The organism is Pseudomonas sp. 5P_3.1_Bac2 (genome assembly GCF_025465995.1).
Taxonomy (GTDB): Bacteria; Pseudomonadota; Gammaproteobacteria; order Pseudomonadales; family Pseudomonadaceae; genus Aquipseudomonas.
This window is the reverse complement of the sequence record NZ_JANLNY010000004.1, coordinates 536,989-554,316: the sequence shown is the minus strand read 5'-3', so window position 1 is coordinate 554,316 and position 17,328 is coordinate 536,989. Positions and strand designations below refer to the sequence as shown.

Annotated in this window: 20 protein-coding genes and 1 pseudogene; 7 read left to right on the top strand and 14 right to left on the bottom strand. The window is 60.4% G+C overall.

Going from position 1 to position 17,328, the window contains the following annotated elements; genetic code table 11:
• Window positions 1–35: 35 nt before the first annotated feature.
• Window positions 36–257 (bottom strand): DUF2835 domain-containing protein, encoded by a 222-nt coding sequence (locus NTD81_RS03990; protein ID WP_262179653.1) that lies wholly within the window; start codon window positions 255–257, stop codon window positions 36–38.
• Between the two features lie 144 nt (window positions 258–401).
• On the opposite strand from NTD81_RS03990, the gene NTD81_RS03985 reads away from it, so the two are divergent.
• Complete coding sequence (locus NTD81_RS03985; RefSeq protein ID WP_262179651.1) at window positions 402–1,274, top strand: DUF6685 family protein; 873 nt, start codon at window positions 402–404, stop codon at window positions 1,272–1,274.
• A gap of 3 nt (window positions 1,275–1,277) precedes the next feature.
• Here the strand turns inward: NTD81_RS03985 and NTD81_RS03980 are convergent, their stop codons facing one another.
• The 3 genes and pseudogenes from NTD81_RS03980 to NTD81_RS21390 form a co-directional block, all read right to left on the bottom strand.
• A complete protein-coding gene (locus NTD81_RS03980; RefSeq protein WP_262179649.1) occupies window positions 1,278–1,886 on the bottom strand; it encodes a tRNA-uridine aminocarboxypropyltransferase in 609 nt (202 codons plus the stop codon).
• A 79-nt stretch (window positions 1,887–1,965) separates the two neighbouring features.
• Window positions 1,966–2,988: a methyl-accepting chemotaxis protein gene (locus NTD81_RS03975; protein WP_410017113.1), complete on the bottom strand. Its 1,023-nt coding sequence runs from the start codon at window positions 2,986–2,988 to the stop codon at window positions 1,966–1,968.
• Between the two features lie 261 nt (window positions 2,989–3,249).
• Window positions 3,250–3,531: pseudogene (locus NTD81_RS21390) on the bottom strand (PAS domain-containing protein); the annotation flags it as partial.
• A gap of 630 nt (window positions 3,532–4,161) precedes the next feature.
• On the opposite strand from NTD81_RS21390, the gene NTD81_RS03970 reads away from it, so the two are divergent.
• From NTD81_RS03970 to NTD81_RS03960, 3 genes are read left to right on the top strand one after another with little or no spacing between them, the layout of a single operon-like run.
• On the top strand, window positions 4,162–5,007 hold the full coding sequence (locus tag NTD81_RS03970) for an AAA family ATPase (RefSeq protein WP_262179645.1): 846 nt from the start codon (window positions 4,162–4,164) through the stop codon (window positions 5,005–5,007).
• A gap of 27 nt (window positions 5,008–5,034) precedes the next feature.
• Window positions 5,035–5,427, top strand: a complete 393-nt coding sequence (locus tag NTD81_RS03965) for a GFA family protein (RefSeq protein ID WP_262179643.1) — start codon at window positions 5,035–5,037, stop codon at window positions 5,425–5,427.
• A gap of 24 nt (window positions 5,428–5,451) precedes the next feature.
• Window positions 5,452–6,630 carry a vWA domain-containing protein gene (locus NTD81_RS03960; protein WP_262179640.1) on the top strand — a complete coding sequence of 393 codons (1,179 nt, stop codon included), beginning with the start codon at window positions 5,452–5,454 and terminating at the stop codon, window positions 6,628–6,630.
• A gap of 56 nt (window positions 6,631–6,686) precedes the next feature.
• Here NTD81_RS03960 and NTD81_RS03955 read toward each other — a convergent pair whose 3' ends face one another.
• From NTD81_RS03955 to NTD81_RS03930, 6 genes are all read right to left on the bottom strand, one after another.
• On the bottom strand, window positions 6,687–7,607 hold the full coding sequence (locus NTD81_RS03955) for a biotin-dependent carboxyltransferase family protein (RefSeq protein ID WP_262179638.1): 921 nt from the start codon (window positions 7,605–7,607) through the stop codon (window positions 6,687–6,689).
• Entirely contained in the window at window positions 7,604–8,302 is a 699-nt protein-coding gene (locus NTD81_RS03950) for a 5-oxoprolinase subunit B family protein (RefSeq protein WP_262179637.1), read from the bottom strand. The genes NTD81_RS03955 and NTD81_RS03950 overlap by 4 nt, the downstream gene beginning before the upstream one ends.
• Complete coding sequence (locus tag NTD81_RS03945; protein WP_262179634.1) at window positions 8,299–9,057, bottom strand: 5-oxoprolinase subunit PxpA; 759 nt, start codon at window positions 9,055–9,057, stop codon at window positions 8,299–8,301. The genes NTD81_RS03950 and NTD81_RS03945 overlap by 4 nt, the downstream gene beginning before the upstream one ends.
• Window positions 9,058–9,077: 20 nt before the next feature.
• On the bottom strand, window positions 9,078–9,602 hold the full coding sequence (locus tag NTD81_RS03940; RefSeq protein WP_262179632.1) for a DUF2937 family protein: 525 nt from the start codon (window positions 9,600–9,602) through the stop codon (window positions 9,078–9,080).
• Window positions 9,603–9,623: 21 nt separating this feature from the next.
• Window positions 9,624–10,400 carry a class II glutamine amidotransferase gene (locus NTD81_RS03935; protein WP_262179630.1) on the bottom strand — a complete coding sequence of 259 codons (777 nt, stop codon included), beginning with the start codon at window positions 10,398–10,400 and terminating at the stop codon, window positions 9,624–9,626.
• Between the two features lie 103 nt (window positions 10,401–10,503).
• A complete protein-coding gene (locus tag NTD81_RS03930; protein ID WP_262179628.1) occupies window positions 10,504–10,965 on the bottom strand; it encodes an MFS transporter in 462 nt (153 codons plus the stop codon).
• Between the two features lie 148 nt (window positions 10,966–11,113).
• Between NTD81_RS03930 and NTD81_RS03925 the strand changes: the two genes are divergently transcribed.
• Window positions 11,114–13,144 carry a S9 family peptidase gene (locus NTD81_RS03925; protein WP_262179626.1) on the top strand — a complete coding sequence of 677 codons (2,031 nt, stop codon included), beginning with the start codon at window positions 11,114–11,116 and terminating at the stop codon, window positions 13,142–13,144.
• Here the strand turns inward: NTD81_RS03925 and NTD81_RS03920 are convergent.
• On the bottom strand, window positions 13,141–13,449 hold the full coding sequence (locus NTD81_RS03920; RefSeq protein WP_262179623.1) for a hypothetical protein: 309 nt from the start codon (window positions 13,447–13,449) through the stop codon (window positions 13,141–13,143). The two genes, NTD81_RS03925 and NTD81_RS03920, sit on opposite strands and share 4 nt — an antisense overlap.
• 141 nt (window positions 13,450–13,590) lie before the next feature.
• Between NTD81_RS03920 and NTD81_RS03915 the strand changes: the two genes are divergently transcribed.
• Both NTD81_RS03915 and NTD81_RS03910 read left to right on the top strand, forming a co-directional pair.
• Window positions 13,591–13,956 (top strand): YajD family HNH nuclease, encoded by a 366-nt coding sequence (locus tag NTD81_RS03915; RefSeq protein ID WP_262179621.1) that lies wholly within the window; start codon window positions 13,591–13,593, stop codon window positions 13,954–13,956.
• A gap of 97 nt (window positions 13,957–14,053) precedes the next feature.
• Window positions 14,054–14,524, top strand: a complete 471-nt coding sequence (locus NTD81_RS03910) for an RNA methyltransferase (RefSeq protein ID WP_262179619.1) — start codon at window positions 14,054–14,056, stop codon at window positions 14,522–14,524.
• A gap of 35 nt (window positions 14,525–14,559) precedes the next feature.
• Here the strand turns inward: NTD81_RS03910 and NTD81_RS03905 are convergent, their stop codons facing one another.
• The 3 genes from NTD81_RS03905 to NTD81_RS03895 form a co-directional block, all read right to left on the bottom strand.
• On the bottom strand, window positions 14,560–15,786 hold the full coding sequence (locus NTD81_RS03905) for a hypothetical protein (protein WP_262179616.1): 1,227 nt from the start codon (window positions 15,784–15,786) through the stop codon (window positions 14,560–14,562).
• A gap of 59 nt (window positions 15,787–15,845) precedes the next feature.
• On the bottom strand, window positions 15,846–16,295 hold the full coding sequence (locus NTD81_RS03900) for a YcgN family cysteine cluster protein (RefSeq protein ID WP_262179613.1): 450 nt from the start codon (window positions 16,293–16,295) through the stop codon (window positions 15,846–15,848).
• Between the two features lie 86 nt (window positions 16,296–16,381).
• A complete protein-coding gene (locus NTD81_RS03895; protein WP_262179611.1) occupies window positions 16,382–17,326 on the bottom strand; it encodes a D-2-hydroxyacid dehydrogenase in 945 nt (314 codons plus the stop codon).
• Window positions 17,327–17,328: the final 2 nt, after the last annotated feature.

Genomic DNA, 17,328 nt, shown 5'->3' with positions numbered 1-17,328 from the left:
ACTAGGCACGGTACATAGCGCCGCAGGCGGTGGCTTTAAGTTAAGCGGCGCAGGCTCAGCAGCTCACCACGGCTGCTAAACTCCAGCGCAAAGCTGCCCTGCACTCCGCTGTGGCTGACAAAGGGCCGAAAATGGTGAGCCGGCACACTGATGCTGCGCCCGTCACGGCTTTTCACGAGAATTCGATTGGCCCGCCCTTGATAGACCAATTGCAGGCTCTCAGCCCCTAAGTTGATATCAAACACCAAGCTGGGCATGGTTTCTCCGCACGATTTAAGCCGCACATCTTGCCACGCAGCGCGACTAACTTGCTAAAACACGACTTAAGCCTAGGCACGACCGTGCACAGCCCGCTAGGCTCTGCCACACTGCCTGCAAGCACGTAGAGATTTTATTGGCCCATGAGTTTGAGCAAACCCACCACTCGCCGCAGTTCCCGTCTTGCCGAATGGGCGCAACGACTGGGCCTGACTGCTCGCGTGGAACGGCAAATTCTGCAACGTGCCAGCCAGCTCAAGCTGCCCTTCAAGACCTATGGCAAACCCGCCGCCAGCATCTGCTGGTACAGCGGACCGCAACTGCACCGTTTGGTCGACCTGCCCAGTAATGCGCTGTCCGGCCCGGTGCAGGAAGACAAAGCCCAGGCCCACGCCATGCTGGTGCAAATCGTCGAGCTGCAAAGCCAGCAGTTCAGCGCCTTTGACCTGCGCAAAATCAACGGCCTGAGTAATTGCACCAGGGAGCACGCCAAGCACCTGAGCTTTGAGTCCCTGGCCAGCAGCGAGGCGTGCAAAAGCATTCGCATCATCAGCTACCGCGACTTTGTCCGTGTCATTAGCCAGGCCTTGCCGGATTTCAGCAGTGGCCCGACGATTCAGCTACGCCAGGCTAGCTGGCTCGGTGAACGCACCTTCTGGGCTGGTGAACAGCAGCACGAAGCATTCGCCTGCGCCATCAGCTATGCCCGCCGGCGTGATCTCGAGGTGCGCTTACCGACCCAACTGAGCCGCTATCGACTTAGCCAAACCGGGCTGAACACCTTGCATCAGCACTACCATGTGTTCGCCATCCCCAACGCGGCATGGAACGACGCCGGCTTTATGTCGCTGTTGCTCGACAGCCACCTGCCCTACGCCCGCCTGGCCCTGCTTGGCGGCCGCCGCTCACCTGAAGTGCTGATGCTGCCCAAGCACTCCAGCAAAGCCACCGCCCTGGGGGAAGGCCTGCGGTTGGCCGGGGCGCCGGATATCATCGAATATTTGCAGCGCCTGTAACGCTCAATCAGACGCCGGCCCGTGGTTACGCGCATAGGTTTGCGCGCCCATGGCGCTGATCTGCCCCTCGATCAAAGCGTCGAACGGCTTAAGCAATGCATCAAAGTGCGCCGGCGCCTCCAACACATTCAGCGCACTGACTATCGCCTCAATGGTCGACAGCGCTCCGGGCATTGGCGCCTTGCGCAGGCGATAACGTGATTGCAGGCCCTCGGCCAACATCACGCGCGGCAAGGCCGCCAATTCGGGGTTGCAGTGCAAGAGCTTGCGCGCCTTGCGCCAGGTACCATCCGGCACCACCAGTTGCAGCGCCGCGGCTGAGCCCGCCTCTGCCAACTCAGTCAATGCCTGCGCTTGCTCGCCAGGAAACAACAGCACGCTGCGATAGCCCGGCGGGTGCAACAGCTCGGTTAAATCGCTGAACACTTCAGCCACGCGCAATTGCCCGTTAGCCAAGCCCAAGGCGGCTAAACGCGCGGTATTAAGGGCGTGATTGACCTCACTGGGGTGCTGCAAGATCAGCACCCGGGTACGACTCGGCAAGTGGGGAATCAGCGCACACAGACAGTGTGGCAACGGGCGGGTACAACGTGGGCAGTGCGGGCGGGGCATGGCGTCTCCTCAGGCCGCGCAGTGTGCCATAGGCAGCACCGCTCAGCCCAGCGCCTGTCCCGCCCCGCTCAGCTAGCGCCTAGCGGTTAAAGCGCTCGGCCAAGCTGTGCAGGTAGTCGGCCATGCCTTCTAACTCACGCCCCACGGCAGCGCCTTGGTGAGCTTGCTCGGCGCTGCGATCAGACAGCTGGGCGATCTGCGTGATCTGCCGGCTGATGTCTTCGGCGACATGGCTTTGCTCCTCGGAAGCCGAGGCCATCTGCAAGCTCATCTGGCTGATACGGCTGACCGCCTCGCTGATGCCATCCAGCGCGGTGCGCACCGCCTCCACGCTCTCGACGCTTTTCTGCGAGATCGCCTCGCCTTTGCTGGCGGTTTCCACTGCCCGCTCGGCGCCGGCGCGCAACGAGGAAATGATGCCGTGAATCTGCTCGGTGGATTCACGCGTGCGCGAGGCCAGGGAGCGCACCTCATCCGCCACCACGGCAAAGCCGCGCCCCTGCTCACCGGCGCGGGCCGCCTCAATCGCGGCGTTGAGCGCAAGCAAGTTGGTCTGCTCCGCAATCGAAGTAATCACATCCACCACACTGCCAATGGATTGCGTGGAATTGGCCAGATCATTCACCGCCTGGCCGATGTCCACCACCGCCTGAGCCATATGCTGCATCGAGCTGAGGCTGCCACTGGCCAATTGGCGTCCCTGGCGCGCCAACTGATCCGCCTGCTCGGCGGCTTGCGAGGTGCTTTGCACGTTGTGCGTGACCTCTTGGATAGTGGCGGCCATCTGGTTGATCGCCGTGGCTGATTGATCGGTTTCACTGCGCTGCTGATCAAGCATCTGCGCGCCAGAACCGGACAGCTCTGCCGAACGGGTGGCGTGCTGCTTGACGTTACCAGCGGCGTTTTCGATCCGCGTCAGCGCCGTGTGCAAGCGCGCCTCTTCACTGATCATGGCCATATCAAGCAACGCCTGAGGACCACGGCTATCGGTGTAAGTCAGCGCCACCAGGGCGCTGGTAAAGGCTTTGGGATGCTCGGCGAGGGTTTTGCGAATCAACGACCTGCGCCGATAGAGCAAGAACGAACCCAGACCAAACATCATCGGCAGCACCAGCGCCCACTGCCACTTAAAGCTGAACAGGTAATGCGAGGCCAACAGCGCTGCGGTGGCGATAATCAGCGGCCAGGAGTCGATGATGTCGTGGGTCCAATATTGCAGCAGCGGCACCGGCGATTTGCCGGCGCTCAGGCGCGCGTAAAGCTGTTCGGCCCGTTGTTTTTGCTCGGCAGTCGGCAGTGTACGTACCGACTCATAACCGGCCACCCGGCCATTTTCGTAAATCGGCGTGACGTATGCGCTAACCCAGTAATAGTCGCCATTTTTCGAGCGGTTTTTAACGATGCCCATCCACGGCTTGCCCTGCTTGATGGTGTCCCACATATGGGCAAACACAGTCGGCGGCATATCCGGGTGACGCACCAAGTTGTGCGGCTGACCAATCAACTCCTCACGGGTAAAACCGCTGATTTCGACAAATGCATCGTTGACGTAGGTAATCAGGCTATTCAGGTCGGTGGTGGAAATTAACCGATCCTTTTCTGCAAACACCCGTTCCCGTTGAGTTACTGGCAAATTCTGACGCATTACCACGGCCCCTAATTAAACTTTTTATATGACTGCCTAATTAGGTTTAGCACACGCGTACAAAACCACAGATAAATTGTTGATAAATGGTTGGCAACTAACCAGGAGCCCTCGCATAAACCCCTAACACCGGCTGCAGACCAGTAACCACACGGCCTTTGCCATTTAATTGAAAATCCGCCGAATAAGCTTAAGCATTAACTGAGGTATTTTTTGGGCTGACCAGCGGCTATCTAAATAGCAACAAACTACTAAATCAGTAAAAGCCCTTGGCACTGCACACAGTGCCTTAGTTAATTCGTGGTAATTGCCCTAGACCTAACTGCCAATATGCACCCGGCAAACGCAGCCAACTTACCCAGAGGGTATTAGCCACTGGCGCAGGCTTATTGCAAAAACTTAGCTGCGTCCGCGCAACTGACCTGTACAGCCCCCTGCAAAACCGCCTAGAAAACTGCTAAGCCCTTGCCATAGAAGGCCTGTAGCTGATACAAGCGTTTGAATTAAGCAATTGATCATCACCTGACTGAATACCGCACCTGCGCTGCCAGTGGGCAAACACAGCGGTTATAGTCAGCTCTTATCTGTCCAGCCGCAGCGCGCTGCACGACACCGTTCGAGGATTTACCGATGAAGTTCGAAGGCACCCAGTCCTATGTCGCCACCGACGACCTCAAGCTCGCGGTCAACGCCGCCATCACCTTGCAACGCCCGCTGCTGGTTAAAGGTGAGCCTGGCACGGGGAAAACCATGCTGGCCGAGCAACTGGCTGAGGCCTTCGATGCGCGCCTGATCACTTGGCATATCAAGTCCACCACCAAGGCCCATCAGGGCCTTTACGAATACGACGCAGTGAGCCGTCTGCGCGACTCGCAACTGGACTCGGATAAAGTCCATGACGTGAAGAACTACATCAAGAAGGGCAAGCTCTGGGAGGCCTTTGAGGCTGAAGAGCGGGTGATTTTGCTGATCGACGAAATCGACAAAGCCGACATCGAGTTCCCCAACGACCTGCTGCAAGAACTCGACAAAATGGAGTTCTACGTTTACGAAACCAACGAGACGATCAAAGCCAAACAGCGGCCGATCATCATCATTACCTCGAACAACGAGAAAGAGCTGCCGGACGCCTTCCTGCGCCGCTGCTTCTTCCACTACATCGCCTTCCCGGACCGCGCCACCCTGCAAAAAATCGTCGACGTGCACTACCCCAACATCAGCAAGGACTTGGTCGCCGAAGCGCTCGACGTGTTCTTTGATGTGCGCAAAGTGCCGGGCCTGAAAAAGAAACCGTCGACCAGCGAACTGGTGGACTGGCTCAAGCTGTTGATGGCCGACCATATCGGCGAAGCCGTGCTGCGTGAGCGCGACCCGACTAAAGCCATCCCGCCACTGGCCGGCGCCTTGGTCAAAAACGAGCAAGACGTGCAGTTGCTTGAGCGCCTGGCCTTTATGAGCCGCCGCGCTTCGCGTTGATCGCGCAGCGGCGCGAGGATGCTTGCCATGCATAGCGGAAGTTGCCTGTGCCAAGCCGTGTGCTACCAGATTGCGACGCCCATTGCGGCAGGTATTCACTGCCATTGCCAGCAGTGCCGCAAGGCCCACGGCGCGGCGTTTGCCAGCTACGTCAATGTGCGCCGCGAGCACTTTGTGTGGAGCCAGGGCGAGCAATGGCTGCGTCGTTATCAGTCATCACCCGGCGTCACCCGCACGTTCTGCGGGCAATGCGGCAGTACCCTGCTGTGGCTGGGTGAGCAGCGCCCCAATTGGCTGAGCGTGGCCCTGGCCACCCTGGATACGCCGCTAGACACCATGACTTGGCAACACATTCACCTCGACTCCAAGGCGCCGTGGCACCACTGGACTGACGGGCTTAGCGCCACCAACGCGGGCTGAGCCTTTACCTACAAGGGGGCGGTTATGCTGCTCAACCTATTTAATGAAATGCGTGCAGCCAAGGTGCCGGTGTCGGTGCGTGAGCTGCTCGACCTGCTCAATGCGCTGAAACACAACGTCGTGTTTGCCGATATGGACGAGTTTTATTACCTGTCCCGCGCCATCTTGGTCAAAGACGAGCGCCATTTCGACAAGTTCGACCGCGCCTTCGGTGCCTACTTCAAGGGCCTGGAAAACCTTAACCAGCATATCGAGGCACTGATCCCCGATGAGTGGCTGCGCAAGGAATTCGAGCGCTCGCTGACCGATGAAGAACGGGCCAAGATCGAATCCTTGGGCGGCCTCGACAAGCTGATCGAAGAGTTTAAGAAGCGCCTGGAAGAACAGAAAGAACGCCACGAAGGCGGCAACAAATGGATCGGCACCGGTGGCACCAGCCCGTTTGGCTCCGGTGGCTATAACCCGGAAGGCATTCGGGTCGGTGATGCTGGCAAACGCCAGGGCCGCGCAGCCAAGGTGTGGGATCAGCGTGAGTACAAGAACCTCGATGATCAGGTCGAGCTGGGCACGCGCAACATCAAGGTAGCCCTGCGGCGTCTGCGTAAATTCGCCCGCCAAGGCGCCCAGGATGAGCTGGATTTAGACGGCACCATCGACCACACCGCCAAAGACGGCGGCCTGCTCAATATCCAGATGCGCCCGGAGCGGCGTAACACGGTGAAACTGCTGATTCTGTTTGATATCGGCGGCTCCATGGACGCCCACGTCAAAGCCTGCGAGGAGCTGTTCTCGGCCTGCAAAACCGAGTTCAAGCACATGGAGTATTTCTACTTCCACAACTGCGTGTACGAGTCGGTGTGGAAGAACAACCTGCGCCGCACCTCCGAGCGTTACTCCACCTTCGATCTGCTGCATAAATACGGCGCTGACTGGAAGGTGGTGTTTGTCGGCGATGCGGCCATGGCGCCCTATGAGATCACCCAGCCTGGCGGCAGCGTTGAGCATTGGAACGAAGAAGCCGGCTATGTGTGGATCAAGCGCTTTATGGAGAAGTATAAAAAGCTGATCTGGATTAACCCCTACTCGAAAGAATCCTGGGGCTTCACTTCCTCTACCGAAATCATGCGCGAGCTGGTCAATGAGCAGATGTACCCGCTCACCCTGCAAGGGCTAGAAGACGGCATGAAGTTTCTCTCCAAGTAGCCCTCGCCCTGCGCCACCCGAGGCCACCTACGCGGTGGCCTTTTATTGCGCAGTAGTTAACCCTGCAGGCTTTGCCACAACGCGCGTTGCTCCTGCCAGGCCCAGTCCTGCAGCAGCGGCTTAAAGCGCACTGTGGCACTGGGCAGGCACTGCGCCAAACGCGCCACGGCCAAAGGTGTGAGCGCACCGACGCGGGGATAACCGCCGATGGTCTGGCGGTCATTGAGCAGCACGATGGGCTGGCCATCCGGCGGCACCTGCACGGCGCCCAAGGGAATGCCTTCGGAAATCATCGGCGGCCCTTGGTAGTGCAAAGGGCTGCCAAGTAAACGCACGCCCATGCGATCTGCACGGCTGTCGATCTGCCAAGGCTGGTTGAACAAAGCAAACAGACTCTGCCCGCTGAAGTCACCAAGCTGTGCGCCGAGGATCAGCGTAAGCGGCGCTGTACTGGCTAAGTCCGGGCGCAGCGTTTGGGGCACTTCAGCAAGCTGCACAGCCGCACCGGAGTAGCTCAGCGTCTGCCTCTGAGTCAGCGGCCCGCCACGCCCATCCAGACCGCCCAAACCTTCGCGCAGCACCGTGGCGCAACTGCCCAACACCTGCGTGGCGTTAAAGCCGCCGGGCGCTGCCAGATAAGCGCGGGCACCCAATAAGGGCTGGTTAAAACGCAATTGCTGACCCTGGCGCAGGATAAAACTGCGCCAGGGCTTAAGCGGCTGTTCATCGATGCGGGCATCCAGATCGGCGCCAGCCAGAGCCAGGCAACAGTCTTGCTGCGCCTGCACGGCAAAGCCGCCCAAGGCCACTTCGATCACCGGCGCCTTCAGACTATTGGCCAACAGCCAATTGGCCCAAGCCATGGACAGCCAGTCCAGCGCCCCACCCTGGCTAATGCCCAGATGGCGTACGCCAAAGCGCCCGCCATCTTGCAGTTGGCACAGCGCCGTACTGGCGCTGATCAGTAGCTGGCTCATAGCGCCGCAAGCGGCGTGTCATCGCCGCCCTGCTGAATAAATTCATCATGGGATACCGCCACAAAGCGCACCCGATCCCCTGGTTGCAGCAGGCTGCGGCCGGTGTCGGGATCAAACAAGGCCACGGCGCTGCGCCCCAACAGATTCCAGCCGCCGGGGGACGCGGCCGGATACACCGCGGTTTGTCGCTCAGCAATACCTACGCTGCCGGCTGCTACTCGTTTGCGCGGCGTGGGCAAACGCGGCGCCGCCAGTGCCTCTTCCACCAAGCCCATAAAGGCAAACCCCGGAGCAAAGCCCAGGGCAAACACTTGATAGTCGCGGGCGCAGTGGCGGCGGATCACTTCACCCTCGCTGATCCCTGCCTTGGCCGCTAATAACGGCAGCTCTGGACCGACACTGGCGTCGTACCACACCGCAATCGGCTGCAAGCGGCCACTGCCCTGCGGGGCGGGCTGCAGGTTGTCTAGGCTTGCGGCAATCAACTGACGGGCTTCAGCCGGACTCAACACCTCTAGGTCAAACTGCAACATCAAGGTGGTGTAGGACGGCACCAGATCAACCAGCGCCGGGCCAAAGCGGCCTCGCAACCGCTCGCTGGCGGCTAACAGCCAGGGCATATGGCTTTCGGCAATAGCATCGAACAGGCGCAGCATCAGACAGTCAATGGCGACCACCTCGATGCGGTAGTTCATGCCGCCAGGGCCGCGCGGATTTGCTTAAGCGCGGCCAGGGCGCTGGGATTGTCGCCGTGCACGCACAGGGTTTGCGCTTGGAGCTGCAATGGGCTGCCGCCGCTGCTGATTAACGCTTCACCACGGGCAATGGCCAGCGCCTGAGCCACCACCTGTTGTGGCTCATGGTGCACGGCGCCGGGCAAGCGCCTGGAGACTAAGCGACCTTGCTCGTCATAGGCCCGATCAGCAAAGGCCTCGAAGCACAGGCTGACCCCGTACTCAGCAGCCAGGGCTTGGCTGGCCCGGTTATCCGCCGTGGCCATCAGCATCAGGGGTAACTGGCGGTCGTACTGCGCCATGGCTTCGAGCACGGCGCGGAGAATCTCCGGCTGGGCCATCATGTCGTTGTACAACGCGCCGTGGGGCTTTACGTAGGCCACGCGGCTGCCCTGCACGCGGCAGATGCCGTCCAGCGCACCGATTTGGTAGTGCAAAAAGTCGCGGATCTCGGCACTGCTGCAAGCCATCGAGCGGCGGCCAAAGCCTTGTAAGTCAGGATAGGCCGGGTGGGCGCCGATCAGTACCTGATGCGCCACCGCCAGGGCGACGGTGGCGCGCATCACGCTGGGATCGCCGGCGTGGTAGCCGCAGGCGATATTGGCGCAATCGATATAGGGCATCACGGCGGCATCCTGGCCCATGGACCAGTTGCCGAAGCTTTCGCCCATATCGCAATTGAGCAGCAACCTGCCTGGGTTCAAGGGATTGGCCATCGCTCTGCCCTCCTCGGGGTTTACCGCCAGTGACGCTGCTGTACCGCTTTGGTCCGGCCCAGCCCGAACAGGCTGGCGATGCCTTGGCCGATAGCCTCCACCAACCAGGCCAACAGCAGCGCGCAGGCAATGCCCCAGGCAATCGCCTCGGGCGCCAGTAGCACTTGATAGCTGTAGGCCGCGCGGGTTTCTTCAAGCAAATCGTAATCCGCGGTGGTCAGCAGATGCCAAACCTGGCGGTACCAAGGCCCGGCCATGGCCCGGGCTTCCAGCTCCAGCAGCAAGGAGCGGTCAACCAAGTTGGCGACACTCTTGGCATCGGCACGCATAACCGCATCGCTGCTGGCCTGATAGTGGCTGACCAGCTCCTGCAAATCACCCTTAAAGAAACGCCTAGCCGTTTGCTTAAACCCAGCCAAGCTGCGCTCGGACTCCAGTCGATGGGCCTCGACGCGTTTGCTGTAATCGTCAATAAACCCCGGCACCTGTACGCCCAAGAGCAGGCCCAGGGCAAACAGTGTTAAACGCAGATAGTGAATAAACATCCTTGATCGCTCCCCAATTAATCAGCTGGCCACACCCTGTGCCAAGCACTCACCACCGCGCCATAAGCGCCACTCACCGGGCTGGTACAGAGTCCAGCTCTCGTTGTCGGTTAAAGGTTCGGTCGCCAACACAGTGACCACATCATTGGGCGTGGTCTCGGCCTGGAAGTCGACTTGCACGTCAGCATCTTTCAAATGAGCCGGGCCAAAGGGCGCACGGCGGGTGATGAAGGCCAACTTGCTCGAACAAAAACTAAACAGCCAGTCGCCATCACTGAGCAGGCAATTGAACACGCCTTGCTGGCGATACTCGTTGCAGGCGCTGACCAAGGTCGGCAGCAACTCTTGCACGCTGACCGGCCGGGGAAATTGCTGACGCAGGCGATTAAGCAAGGCGCAGAACGCCGCTTCGCTGTCGGTATCGCCGATGGGCCAGTAGTTATCTTGCTGCGGAGCGAAATTAGCCAACTGGCCATTATGGGCGAAGCACCAGTTGCGCCCCCACATCTCGCGGACAAAGGGATGGGTGTTGGCCAAGCACACCCGCCCCACGTTGGCCTGACGGATATGGCCAATAATCACTTCGCTTTTGATCGGATAGCGCTGCACCAGTTGGGCCACTTCCGATTCGCTGCTGGCTTGCGGGTCTTGGAACAACCGCAGCCCCGGTCCTTCATAGAAGCCGATGCCCCAACCATCACGGTGAGGACCGGTACGACCACCGCGCTGCATGAGGCCGGTAAAGCTGAAAACAATATCGGTCGGCACATTGGCACTCATGCCCAACAATTCACACATTTGCTAAAGCCTCGCGCAGCACTTGCGCCTCTCACAATCACCGGGCCTGCGCTGCGCAGCCCAATCGCAGATGAATAAACCCTCAGTGTCCATTGGCCTGAGTTTACAAGCGCGGCTCAACCCGGCCCTGGCTATCGCTATAACGCGAATAGCGATCCGACTCTTGCTCAGCGATGATTTCGCGCATGGTCGGCTCGTCCTCGGTCACGGCAGGCGTACCGTGACGGCTGCGCCACCAGTTCTCGATCGGCCAACGGATCACCACAAACAGCAGGTACAGGCTAAATAGAATCAAACCATACATGCTCAGATCGGCCGCCGCACGCCAAGCGTTATTGCCCACACCGAGCAAGGTATCCATGGCGCCGATGGCAATCGAGGGGGCAAAGCGCTCTTGGTTGGCGTCGATCACCGTGGGGCTGAACAGCAGCACCATAACCACCACACGCAGCGGTTCGCGCAGATAGCGCCACAGCCAACGGGTCAGACGAAACCACACCAACAAGCAGCCCAGCGCCGCCAGCAGATAGGCGCCCCACGCGAGGAGGTAATCGTTTTCACTCATAAAGCACTAAGTCTCTGACATTGGGGCGCGCCGCCTGCGCAGGTGCAAGGCAGATTTCAGCGGCCGATCGGCGAAGTGGCGCTTATGATAGCGGCTTTTCGCCGTTGCGGCGTCACAACTAAACGTGTTCCGCACCCTGGAGTAGCACATGGCCCAAGCCCCCGTCGCCCGTATCGAAGCCAATGGCGACCCTTATCGCTGGTTAGAGCAGCGCGATAGCGCCGAAGTGCTCGAGCACCTCAAGGCGGAGAACACCTACCTGGAACAGCAACTCAGCGATCAGCACGAGCTGCGCGAGCAATTATTTAGCGAGATCAAGAGCCGCATCCGCGAAACCGACCTCAGCCTGCCCTCACCTTGGGGGCCCTACCTCTACTACCAGCGCACTAACGCCGGCGACGAATACCCGCGCCATTACCGCTGCGCTAAACCCGCCGACGGCTCGTTAAGCGTGGATGAAGGCAGCGAACAACTGCTGCTGGACCCTAACGAGCTGGCCGCGGGCGGCTTTATCTCCGTCGGTGCCTTTAGCATCAGTCCAGACCACCAGCGCCTGGCCTATAGCCTCGACAACACTGGCGAAGAAACCTATCAGCTGTTCGTCAAGGAGCTGACCAGCGGCCACCTGCACCGCCTGCCCTTTAGCCAATGCGACGGCAGCATGACTTGGGCCAACGACAGCCAGACCCTGTTCTTCGGCGAGCTGGACGACACTCACCGGCCGCACAAGCTGTATCGCCATGTGCTGGGCAGCAGCAGCGCCGAGCAGGTATTGCATGAGCCGGATGAACGGTTTTTCCTGCACTGCTACCGCGCCAGCTCCGAACAACAACTGATCGCCCTGATGGCCAGCAAAACCACCAGCGAAGCCTGGGTGCTGGATGCCAATCAGCCCGAGCAAGGCTTCACCTGCTTGGCTGCGCGTGAAGAAGACCACGAATACGAGGTCGATCACGGCCAGCTTAATGGTGCCTGGACCTGGTTTATCCGCAGCAACCAACACGGCATCAACTTCGCCCTGTTTAGTGCCGACCCGCAGCAACCTGGCCGCGAACACTGGCAGTTGCTGCGCGCACATGATCCGCAGGTGATGCTCGACGGCATCAGCCTTAACCAACAGGCGCTGATTTTCAGCCTACGCGAAGGCGGCCTGCCGGTTATCGAGGTGCAGCCACAAGGCTTGCCGGCTTACCGCGTGCAACTGCCGGACGCCGCCTACAGCCTGTATGTGCAGGACAGCCTGGAGTTTGTCAGCCCGGTGATCCGCCTGCGCTACGAGGCGCTTAACCGCCCGGCGCAGATCCGCCAGCTTACGCTTGCCACCGGCGCCCAACAGGTGCTCAAGCAAACCCCGGTGCTGGGCGAATTCAATGCCGATGACTACCACAGCCAGCGCGTCTGGGCGCAAGCGCCTGACGGCACGCAGATTCCCATTAGCCTGGTCGGCACGCGCAGCGCCCTGGCGAGCCCCGCGCCGCTGTATCTGTATGGCTATGGTGCCTACGGCGAGAGCCTTGACCCTTGGTTCTCCCACGCGCGCTTAAGCCTTTTACAGCGCGGCTTTGTGTTTGCCGTGGCGCATGTGCGCGGCGGCGGTGAGCTGGGGGAAGCGTGGTATCGCGCCGGTAAGCTGGCCCACAAACAAAACAGCTTCGACGACTTTATCGCCTGCGCCGAGCACCTGATCGGTCAAGGTTTCACCAGCACCCAACAGCTGGTGATCAGCGGCGGCAGCGCCGGCGGCCTGTTGATGGGCGCGGTGCTGAATCAGCGCCCAGAGCTGTTTGCAGCAGCCATCGCCGAGGTGCCCTTTGTGGATGTGCTCAACACCATGCAGAACCCCGACCTGCCGCTGACCGTCACCGAATACGACGAATGGGGCGACCCTAGCGAGCCCGACGTCTACGCGCGGATCAAGGCCTACGCCCCCTATGAGAACGTGACCAGCCAAGCCTACCCGGCCATGCTGGTGGTGGCCGGCTATAACGACAGCCGCGTGCAGTACTGGGAGGCGGCCAAGTGGGTGGCCAAGCTGCGCGCGAGCAAAACCGACGACCACTTGCTGCTGCTGAAAACTGATCTGGATGCCGGCCACGGCGGCATGAGCGGGCGCTATCAGGCACTGCGCGACACCGCCTTGGAATACGCCTTTATCCTCAAGGTGCTGGGCCTGAGTTAAGGCTTAGCCGCGCCAGCCTTTGGCAGTTTTACCGGCGCTTGCGGCTGGCGCAGTTGCGGCAAGCCCTGATCCGTGGCCGGCGCAGGGTTAACCCTGGGCAGCGCGGGGAGCAGCGGCGCGCTGCCGGTGCTACGCGCACTCGGGCCGCCGTACACCGCAGCAGCCGGCGCCTGACCATAGGGCGCTGGAGTCGGCGTACCGGGTGCGCCGCTGGCAGCAGCGCCAGGCTGGGCAGCCAGCACAGCGGCACTAAACACGAGGGTCAATCCGGCCAAACAGATACCTTGTACAGTTCGTGTGAGCATCGGCACATCCTCCTTTACCTATGTATAAGGCCCATGGACCGAGGATTAAGTGCCGCAGGCGTAGTTCTCAGCGACCGCCGGCAGGGCTAGACTGGTCGCCATACTTGGGTTTACCCCTGCGCCTTTGTCCAGAGAGCCACCATGAGCGAACAATCCCCCACCGCTAAACTCGACCGCATCCTCGCTGAAGCCCAGCGCAGCCGTGAGGAAGGCTACCGGGCCAAAGCCCTGAAAATGTATCCCCACGTCTGTGGCCGCTGCGCCCGTGAGTTCTCCGGCAAGCGCTTAAGCGAGCTGACCGTGCATCACCGTGATCACAATCACGACAACAACCCACAGGACGGCTCCAACTGGGAGCTGCTGTGCCTGTTCTGTCACGACAACGAACACTCGCGCTACACCGATCAGCAGTACTTCAGCGAAAGCTCGACCAGCAGCCAAAAGGCCGCGCAATCGACCCACAAAGCCTTTGCTGACCTAGCCGCCCTGCTTAAAAGCAAAGGCTAAGGCCGCCCTGCACGCACCCTGCGCAGCCGGCGCTGACACCTGGGTATAATCGCCGGCTTTCTTCACTTAACGCATGTGCGTAAACAGGCCTGAGTCCGTGGCGAACAAACGATACAGCTGCATTGGTTTATTCAATCCCAAATCGCCGGAGAACGTCGGCGCGGTGATGCGCGCCGCTGGCTGCTACGGCGCCGCCTCGGTGTTTTACACAGGCAAGCGCTACGAGCGCGCCCGCGACTTCGTCACCGACACCAAACGCATCTATATGGATATCCCGCTGATTGGCGTGGAAGACCTTAAGCAGATCGTGCCCTTAGGCTGCACCCCGGTGGCCGTGGAGCTGGTCGATGACGCCCGGCCCCTGCCGCAGTACACCCATCCGGACCGCGCCATTTATATCTTCGGCCCCGAAGACGGCTCCCTGAGCCAAGAGGTGCTGGACTGGTGCGAAGAGGTGATTTACATCCCCACCGAGGGCTGCATGAACCTCGCGGCGACGGTCAATGTGGTGCTGTATGACCGCATGAGCAAAGGCCTCAATACAAAATCCGGGCCTAAGTTCAAGTAAGCCCAGGCGTGCCCTGGGCTTACTGAGCGCAGCGCCTAGCGCAGCAGCTTGTTGTCGAGAACCTTGGATGCACGCCCCATGACGTTCTCGCTGATCTCGACCAGATCCTTGGTGCTGACCTTATCCAGACGCATCAGGCCACGCGCCACGTCATCCAGCGAGCGGGGCTGCGTGCTGTCTTTGGTGGCCGCGCGGATCTCCCGATCCAGCTCTTGCAACAGCAACACGGCGCGAGCGGTAACCGGGCCGGTGGAGTGGTCGGTGCGCAGGCTCTTGACCGGCTTGCTCCACTTGATCAGCTGTTCGCGCACCTTCTGGTAGCGGTCTTCGCCCAGGCCACCGGCGCGGCGCATCAGTTCGATGGCGTAGTACTCGGCCACGCCTTCGGTGATCCAATCGCTCTTATCCTTGGCGCTAAAGCGGCTAAACACATGGACCAGCTCATGGACCAGCGAGCTGGTGCCGTTTTCGCTGACCAGCGGCCGGCTGCTTTGCATGTAATAGGAGTTGGTCGCCGACAGGCCGCCGCGCCACATCGGGTCACCGGCGCCAACGATCAGCAGTTTTTCAGGATCACGGGGAAACACTGCCTGGGCGTGGGGCCAGATAAAGGTCAGCAGGGTCAGCACGTCCATGCGGCGCATGCCCTCACCCACTGGCGCGGCTACGGCCACCGCCGTCTCGCCGAGCTTGGCGCGGCGGGTGCCGACTTTGCCGGCGACGATCCAGCCAGTCGGGCGATCAAAATGGCGCTGCGGGTTGTCGATGCGAAACTTGTTTTTGCCGATGCGCGGCCAGCCGGTTTCTACGCTCTTCCAGTCTTCTGGCAGCACGAACTGCAGGCGCGCCACCAGTTCGGTTTTATCCAGCTGATTCAGCTTGGCTGCCGGGACCAGATCATCACCGCGCAGCAGCGCCCAATCCGGGGTGATACGCGCATCGAAGCGGCCCGGCGCGCGCTCATGGTTAATCCGCACCTTGTAGCTCAGGCTGCTCTTGCCGGCGGCCGGCTGCCACACGCCTTGCTGGGGGTTGCTGAGGTTCCACTTGCCGTTGGTGGCAAAGTCGCTGTACGCGCCCTGCTCACCTAAGTTAAAGCTCAGGCTTTTAACCTGGGAGCCATCTTCCAAGGTCAGGCTGACTTCAGCCTGACCGCTCTGCGGCAGGAAACGCACTTGATAGTCCAGATCGACCTTTTTAGCCCAAGACGCGGTGCTCACAGCCAATAACACAGCAGACAACAGCAGACGGCGAATCAACATAGCAAAGCTCCACAATGCAACTCAGTGATTCAAGCATAGACGGCCTTGGCCCATGCGGTTTAGCCAGCGCGGAAAATCATATGATCTTCCCAATCATCCTCAGCCACGCTGGTTTCGCTGAGCATCCGCCCAGCTTGAGAAATCTTTTGCTTATGCACCTGCTCGCGGTCGCCGCACACCAGGTGATGCCACAGCAGCAGGTCTTTGCCCTCACTGACCAAGCGATAAGCGCAGGTCGGTGGCAACCACTGAAACTGATCAGCCGCAGCCGGAGTGAGCTGGATGCAATCCGGCACGCTGGCACGGCGATTGGGGTAATCGGTGCAGCGGCAGGTGTTCAGATCCAGCAATTTGCAGGCGATGCGCGTGTAATAAACGCTGCCATCGTCCTCATCTTCCAGCTTTTGCAAGCAGCACAGGCCGCAGCCGTCACACAACGACTCCCACTCATCTTGATCCATTTGAGCGAGGGTTTTGCGTTTGTAGAAGGGTTCAACTTTGGCGGCCATAGCGAGGGTACAGTAACCTGCGGAAAAGCCCGGCAGTCTAGCGCTTGCGCCCGCCACGGCCAAGCGCTGACAGACAAATCAACCGACTAATAACCGCGCCCAAAGTCCACTTGCCCGTGCAGTAACTGGCCATGCTGCCAACGCCGCAGGTTGTCGACAAACAGCTGGGCCATTAAGCCGGGCTCGGTGGGCGCGGCACTATGGCCGGTCAGTAGCAGATTGTCTGCCGTCCAAAAGCCATGCCCGGCGGGCAGCGGCTCTTGTTTGCATACATCAATCACCGCGCCGGCCAAGTGCTTATGGCTTAAGGCGTCGATCAGATCTTGCTCGACCACCGCGGCACCACGCCCGGCGTTGATAAACAGCGCGCTGGTTTTAAAGCCAGCCAAGCGCTTGGCGTCGTAGAGATCGCGGGTGGCTGGCGTGTCCGGCAGCAGGTTGATCACATAGTCTGCTTGCGGCAGCAGTTGATCCAATTCAGCCAAGCCCAACACCTGCTTAAACGGCGCCTGCTGCCGTGCCCTGCTGGCAATGCCGAGCAGCTCAAGGCCGAAAGGCGCGAGAAACTGCGCCACGCTGTGGCCAATATCGCCGCAACCGACAATCAGCGCGGTGCGTCCAGCCAGACTGCGCGGCAAGCGGTTGTCCCAGCGCTGCTGTTGCTGCGCCTGATGACGGGAGAACAGCTGGCGTTCATGGGCCAGCAGATGGCCCAGCACATACTCCGCCATCACCTGGCCAAAAATGCCCACGGCGCGGGTCAGCTGATAGTCGCGGGGTAAGCCCTGAGCCAGCAAGGGCGTGATGCCCGCCCAGGTGGACTGCAGCCAATCAGGTTGTAAGCCTTGCGCCAGCAAGGGCTGGAGCAAGTCCGGCTGGCCCAGCCAGATCGGGCACTGCGCCGCGTAGGCGAACAACTGCGCTGGTTGCTCACTGCCAAGCCACTGCACATCGGGCGCTAACTCAGCCAACAACTGGCCATAGCGCTGCCACTGCTGCTCGGCGATTAAGACCTGAACGGGGCGGTGCATCT